The organism is Actinocrinis sp., assembly GCF_035938995.1.
In the GTDB taxonomy this organism is placed as follows: domain Bacteria; phylum Actinomycetota; class Actinomycetes; order Streptomycetales; family Catenulisporaceae; genus DASZGI01.
The window spans coordinates 1-5,762 of record NZ_DASZGI010000055.1 but is presented as its reverse complement, the minus strand read 5'-3'; the positions used below and the strand labels follow the sequence as shown (position 1 = coordinate 5,762).

The window sequence follows — 5,762 nt, the reverse complement described above, 5'->3', positions numbered from 1 at the left end:
AGGTCGTCGGCGCCGTAGTGCAGGGTGAGCTGCCCGGCCTCCTTGCCGACCGTCAGCCAGGAGCCCTGGATGTGCGCGACGTTGTGCAGGAACAGCCGCGCGATCGCGATCATCCGGATGTACTCGAGCAGCGTGGCCTGCGTGCGGCCCTTCAGATGGTTGTTCTCCGGCTGATACGTGTACGGGATGAAAGCGCGGAAGCCGCCTGTACGGTCCTGCACCTCACGGATCATGGCGATGTGCCGGATCCGCTCCGCGTTGGTCTCGCCGGTCCCCATCAGCATGGTGGAGGTGGATTCGAGGCCGAGGCGGTGCGCGGTCTCCATGATCTCGAGCCAGCGCTCGCCGGACTCCTTGAGCGGGGCGATCGCCTTCCGCGGCCGCTCGGGCAGCAACTCGGCGCCCGCGCCCGCGAACGAGTCCAGCCCGGCCGCCTTGAGCCGCCGGATCGCCTCCTCGATCTCGACCCCCGACACCCGGGCCATGTGCTGCACCTCGGAGGCGCCGAGCGAGTGGATGACCAGCTGCGGGAAGTCGGCCTTGATCGCGGCGAATGCCCGCTCGTAGTACTCGACGCCGTAGTCGGGGTGGTGTCCGCCCTGGAACATGATCTGCGTGCCGCCGAGCGCGACGGTCTCGGCGCAGCGGCGCAGGATGTCGTCGAGGTCGCGGGACCAGCCCTTGTCCGACTTGGGCGGGGCGTAGAAGGCGCAGAACTTGCAGGCCGTCACGCAGACGTTGGTGTAGTTGATGTTGCGCTCGATGATGTACGTCGCGATGTCGGCGATCGCGCCGTAGCGCTTGCGGCGGGCGGTATCGGCGGCCTGTCCGAGCGCGTGCAGCGGGGCGTGCCGGTACAGGCCGAGCGCCTCCTCCTCGGAGATGCGCCCACCCTCGGCCGCGCGGTCCAGGGCGTCCTTGAGCTCGGTGCCCATCGCGGTGCCACCACCGCTAGCGCTGCCGCCGCCGCTGCCGATCATCTGCGTCCTCCGTATGTGCCGGTGATTCAAGCCTACGCGGCAGGCGCGAACAGTTCGATCGGCGCATCAGCGGGGACGCCGATCTGTGGAGAGATCCGGCGGGCGAACTCGCGGACCCCGTCGAGCTGACGGCCGCCGAAGGAGAAATCGAGCGTGGTGAAGTACTTCTCCAGCGTCGTCGCGTCGAAGGACTCCCAGCGTGCGGCATGCTCGGCGACCTTGTCGACCTCCGCCATCGCCAGATCGCGAGAGTGCAGGAACGCGGCGTGAACCTCGGCGGTCAGTGCCGGACGGGCTTCGAGGAACGAGCGCCGAACCGCCCACACGGCGAAGACCATCGGCAGCCCGGTCCACTCCTTCCACGCCTGGCCGAGGTCGAGTACCCGCAGACCAAGCCGCGGCGCGTCGTAGAGCGAGGCGCGCAGAGCAGCGTCACCGATCAGCACACCGGCCGACGCTTCACGCATCATCTCGGCAAGGTCGGGCGGGCAGGTGAAGTAGTCGGGCGACGCGGCATAGCGCTCCCGCAGCACCAGTCGCGCGAGCTCAACGGTCGTGCGTGAGGTAGACCCGAGCGCGACCCGTTCGCCGTCCAGAAACGCGAAAGGCAGCTGGGAGACCAAGTTGCACGACATCACAGGACCGTCGGACCCGACGGCGACGTCCGGCAGCACAACCAGCGAGGAAGAGTGGCGCAGGTACTCGACGAGGCTGATCGGCCCGATGTCGAGGTCCCCCGAGACCAGCCTCTCGGAGAGGTGCTCAGGGGTGTCCTTGACGAGATCCAGGTCCAGCAGCGCGCCGGATCGGACCAGCCCCCAGTAGATGGGGACGCAGTTCAAGAACTGGATGTGCCCTACGCGCGGTCTGTCCACACCATGCACCCTACGCGCAGGTTTTCCGAAGCACCGGCCCGCCCCGCGTGAGACGAATCACGGCGTGAGAGCAATCACGTCCGCGAGACGCAGCAAGCCGCCGAGAAGCACCAAGCCGTGCGACGCGGCACGGTACCGACACGCAACAAGCCGGTGCGACGCAACAGGCCGCCGCCACGCACTCAGCCAGTGAGACGCGGCCAACCGCCGAGACCCAGACAGCCGGTGAGATGCGGCACACTGCCGACACGCGGCCAGCCGCTGAGACGCAACAAGCCGGTGCGACACAGCACGCCGCCACCACGCACTCAGTCGGTGAGACGCGGCCAACCGCCGAGACCCAGACAGCCGGTGAGATGCGGCACGCTGCCGACACGCGGCCAGCCGCTGAGGCTCAACAAGCCGGTGCGACGCAGCACGCCGCCACCACCACGCACTCAGGCCGCCACCACCACGCGCTCAGACAGTGAAATGCGGCCTGTCGCTGAGACGCAATCAGTCGGTAAGACGCGGCACGCCAACCGGCCACGTTCCGCCCGTCATTCACCCTCTGCTGTCACTCGTCCTCGTCGTCGTCCTCGAACGAGGCTGCGGATCTGAGCCGCTTGCTCAACTTCTCCGAACGGGCGACGAGGCCGGCAGACATCGCATCGCGCTGCTTTGACAGCACGATGAAGGACACTGCGCTCGACAACAGCAGCGCCACGGCGAGCAGCGTGAGCTTCGACAGCTGCGAGCTCAGGTCCATATTGAGGATCTTGGCGATCCCCCACACCAACACGAGCGCCCCAAGGAAGAGCGTGAGCCGCAGCGTGGTGTATCGGATCGCCGCATGCTGGGTGTCGAACCGCGGCGCAGCGGCCTCCGGCCCGTCCGTGCGTACACCCTCCGCCTGGGCGTTATCCGTCGGTGCGACGCCGGAAGATGCGTTCCCCGACGAGGACTGCACAGGAACGTCCGACGGTGCTTCACTCGCGGCGGCGGACTGCTTAGTCATGGCGTCGATTCCTTCAAGGGGCGCCGAACCTACCGGCACCGGACGATTTCACCGTACCCCATGCCCAGCTACGCGCCACCGCGCGGGTGACGCCACCACCACCCGCAGCCGTCACAACCTTTGGCCCCACAGTTCCACTCCGCAGCCGTGACAACCTTCGCCTTTGCGCCCCGCAGCTCCACTCCGCCAGCGTTACAGCTCCGCAGCCGTCACAGCCTTCGCCTTCGGGCCCTGCAGCACCACTCCGCAGCCGTCACAGCTCCAGCGCCATCATTATTCGGTCGCGGTAGTCGTCGGCCGAGAGTCTGAGCCCGGCGCGCATCCGGCCGTACTCCTCGTAGCCGCACTTCTTGTAAAACTCGTCGTTGCCCGTCCCTCCCCGGCAGTCCAGAACCAGCTGCTCCAGCCCCATCTCCCTCCCAACCTGCTCGACCTCGGCCATGAGACGCGCCCCCATCCCCAGCCTCTGGAAATCGGGGTGCACCATCACCCGCTTGACCGTGCGCCAGTGCTCCGTCAACTGGAACTGCTCGTCGGTGATGAACGCCACCGCCGCAAGCCGCTCCGCGTCCGGTCCCGGCCCTGACGCTGAATGCGAATCCGTCGCCGTCCCCAACTCCGACGCCGTCCTCAACTCCGACCCCGACGCCGATTCAGCTTTTGCCCCCGGCCCCGATGCACGTCCCACGATCAGGCGGTCGCGGCCAGCCGCCACCCCGGCGAGGGCCTTGACCGCGACCGGTGAGACGTCGTCCATCGTGACCGGCGGCACAAACCCGACCGCGCCGCCCGCGTTCGAGACGTCCGTCCAGCACGCGACGATCTGCTCCCGCAGCGCGTCGGTCAGCTCCGGATCAACCGTGAACTCCAGCTCCAACTCCATGCACCCAGTATGCATGAACTTGCCGGATCCTGCATGAAAATTATCCACAGGCTCTGAGCTGGTCATTCACCCACACCACAGCCCGCCTTCGCCTTGCTACGCCGCACTCCGTCTCGCTAGGCGAAGGTCATCACCTGCGGTGTCTCGCGCAGGTCGGGATCCGGTCCGTCGAACTCGCGCACCGTCTCGTAACGGGTGTTGCGCTCCACCGGACGGAAGCCAGCGCCGCGGATCAGCTCGAGCAAGTCCTCGCGGGTCATCTTGTCCGGCGTACCGAACCGGTCCGCGTCATGTGTGATCTTGTACTCGACCACCGAACCGTCCAGGTCGTCGGCGCCGTAGTTGAGGGCCAGCTGCGCCGTGGCGAGACCGTGCATCACCCAGAAGCACTTGACATGGTCGAAGTTGTCGAGCAGCAGCCTGGACACCGCGAACGTCCGAAGTGCCTCGGCCCCCGTCGCCATCGGCTGGCCCATCAGCCGGTTGCGGACCTTGCCGTCCTTCGAGTCGTGGTAGTCGTGCTGGAAACGCAGCGGGATGAAGACCGCGAAGCCACCGGTCTCGTCCTGGAGCTCACGCAGTCGTAGCACGTGGTCCACTCGGTGGCGCGGCTCCTCGATATGGCCGTAGAGCATCGTGGAGGGAGTGCGCAGTCCCCTGCTGTGGGCCAGGCGGTGGATCCGGGACCAGTCTTCCCAATGAGTCGCGTGGTCGACGATCTTCTGGCGTACCTCCCAGTCGAAGATCTCGGCCCCGCCGCCGGTCAGCGACTCGAGCCCGGCGTCGATCAGCTCGTCGAGGATCTCGTCCGCGCTCAGTCCCGAGATGCGCTCGAACCAATGGATCTCGGTCGCGGTGAACGCCTTGATCGACACCCCGGGCAGGGCGGCCTTCAGCTCACGGATCGACTTCGGGTAGTACCGCCACGGGAGCGTCGGGTGCAGGCCGTTGACGATGTGCAGCTCGGTGATGCCGTCTGGCTCCATCGCCTTGGCCAGCCCCACCGCCTCCTCGATCCGCATCGTGTAAGCGTCCTGCTCCCCCGGCTTGCGCTGGAAGGAGCAGTACGCGCAGGACGCGGAGCAGACGTTCGTCAAGTTCAGGTGCCGGTTGACGTTGAAGTACACCCGGTCGCCGTTCTTCGCCGTGCGCACGTGGTGGGCCAAGGCGCCAAGCCAGGCCAGGTCGTCGGCCGCGTACAGCGCGAGCCCGTCCCCGTAGGTCAGCCGCTCGCCAGCCAGCACCTTGGCTTCGAGCTCGCGCTTGAGTCCGGCGTCCATCGGCCGCGGCCTCCCTTTCCCAGATCCGATCCGATCCGTTCCGTCCGGATCGCGTCCATCCAGGTGCGAGCCTACGCTGACGGCTTCGGCCGATCGTCCGCCAGGGGCGGTTGCCGTCCCTCCCACCGGGTGGACAGCGCCACGGTCGTCCGGGTACGCGCGACGCCGCGGATCCGATTGAGCTTGCCGATGATCTTCTCCAGCCCGGCCGGGTCGGGCGCGCGCACCTTGAGCAGATACGACTCCTCACCCGCGACGAACCAGCAGTCCTCGATCTCCGGGACGTCCTTGAGTCGGCGCCCGACGTCCTCGAGGTCCGCGGCGTCCGAAAGCAGCACCCCGATCAGGGCGGTCACCGGCAGGCCGATCGCGGCAGGGCTGATCGCGGCGCGGTAGCCGGTGATCACCCCGGCCTGTTCGAGCCGGTTGATCCGGTCGGTCACGCTGGGTCCGGACAGGCCGACAAGCCGCGCCAGTTCCGCGTAAGTCGCTCGCCCGTTGGCACGCAGCGCTTCGACGAGCGTGCGGTCCACGGTGTCCAAGGTCAGGCCCTTCCTCCTCGGCCGGGCGTCCGCGCCGGTCGAGCCGCACGCCCCACCAGCGCCCGGCCGTCGCACAGATTACTCGGCTTACATTACGATCTTTATTGTACGCCGCATTCCAGGAATCATCCTTGGAATTCAAGGCGTGGAAAGCCGAGGACCTTGGATCCGCCGCGGTGCGTCCCCTTCCCCCTACCGTTCCCCG

Annotated in this window: 6 protein-coding genes; all 6 read right to left on the bottom strand. The window is 67.4% G+C overall.

Annotation, left to right across the window (positions count from 1 at the left end; all coding sequences use genetic code 11):
* A partial coding sequence (locus VGZ32_RS03775) for a CofH family radical SAM protein (protein WP_349263472.1) occupies window positions 1-935 on the bottom strand: 935 nt, incomplete at its 3' end.
* A 77-nt stretch (window positions 936-1,012) separates the two neighbouring features.
* Window positions 1,013-1,855 (bottom strand): menaquinone biosynthesis protein, encoded by an 843-nt coding sequence (locus tag VGZ32_RS03770; RefSeq protein ID WP_326884381.1) that lies wholly within the window; start codon window positions 1,853-1,855, stop codon window positions 1,013-1,015.
* A gap of 556 nt (window positions 1,856-2,411) precedes the next feature.
* Window positions 2,412-2,891, bottom strand: a complete 480-nt coding sequence (locus tag VGZ32_RS03765; protein WP_326884380.1) for a DUF4229 domain-containing protein — start codon at window positions 2,889-2,891, stop codon at window positions 2,412-2,414.
* 214 nt (window positions 2,892-3,105) lie between these two features.
* Entirely contained in the window at window positions 3,106-3,735 is a 630-nt protein-coding gene (locus tag VGZ32_RS03760) for a GNAT family N-acetyltransferase (protein ID WP_326884379.1), read from the bottom strand.
* Between the two features lie 116 nt (window positions 3,736-3,851).
* Window positions 3,852-5,015: an aminofutalosine synthase MqnE gene (mqnE, locus tag VGZ32_RS03755; RefSeq protein ID WP_326884378.1), complete on the bottom strand. Its 1,164-nt coding sequence runs from the start codon at window positions 5,013-5,015 to the stop codon at window positions 3,852-3,854.
* Window positions 5,016-5,086: 71 nt separating this feature from the next.
* On the bottom strand, window positions 5,087-5,557 hold the full coding sequence (locus tag VGZ32_RS03750) for an Lrp/AsnC family transcriptional regulator (protein ID WP_349263471.1): 471 nt from the start codon (window positions 5,555-5,557) through the stop codon (window positions 5,087-5,089).
* Between the last annotated feature and the right edge of the window lie 205 nt (window positions 5,558-5,762).

Excerpts from the sequence above, each read along its gene's own strand:
- VGZ32_RS03760 (WP_326884379.1), bottom strand. The coding sequence starts at position 3,735 with ATGGAGTTGGAGCTGGAGTTCACGGTTGATCCGGAGCTGACCGACGCG.
- mqnE (WP_326884378.1), bottom strand. The coding sequence starts at position 5,015 with ATGGACGCCGGACTCAAGCGCGAGCTCGAAGCCAAGGTGCTGGCTGGC.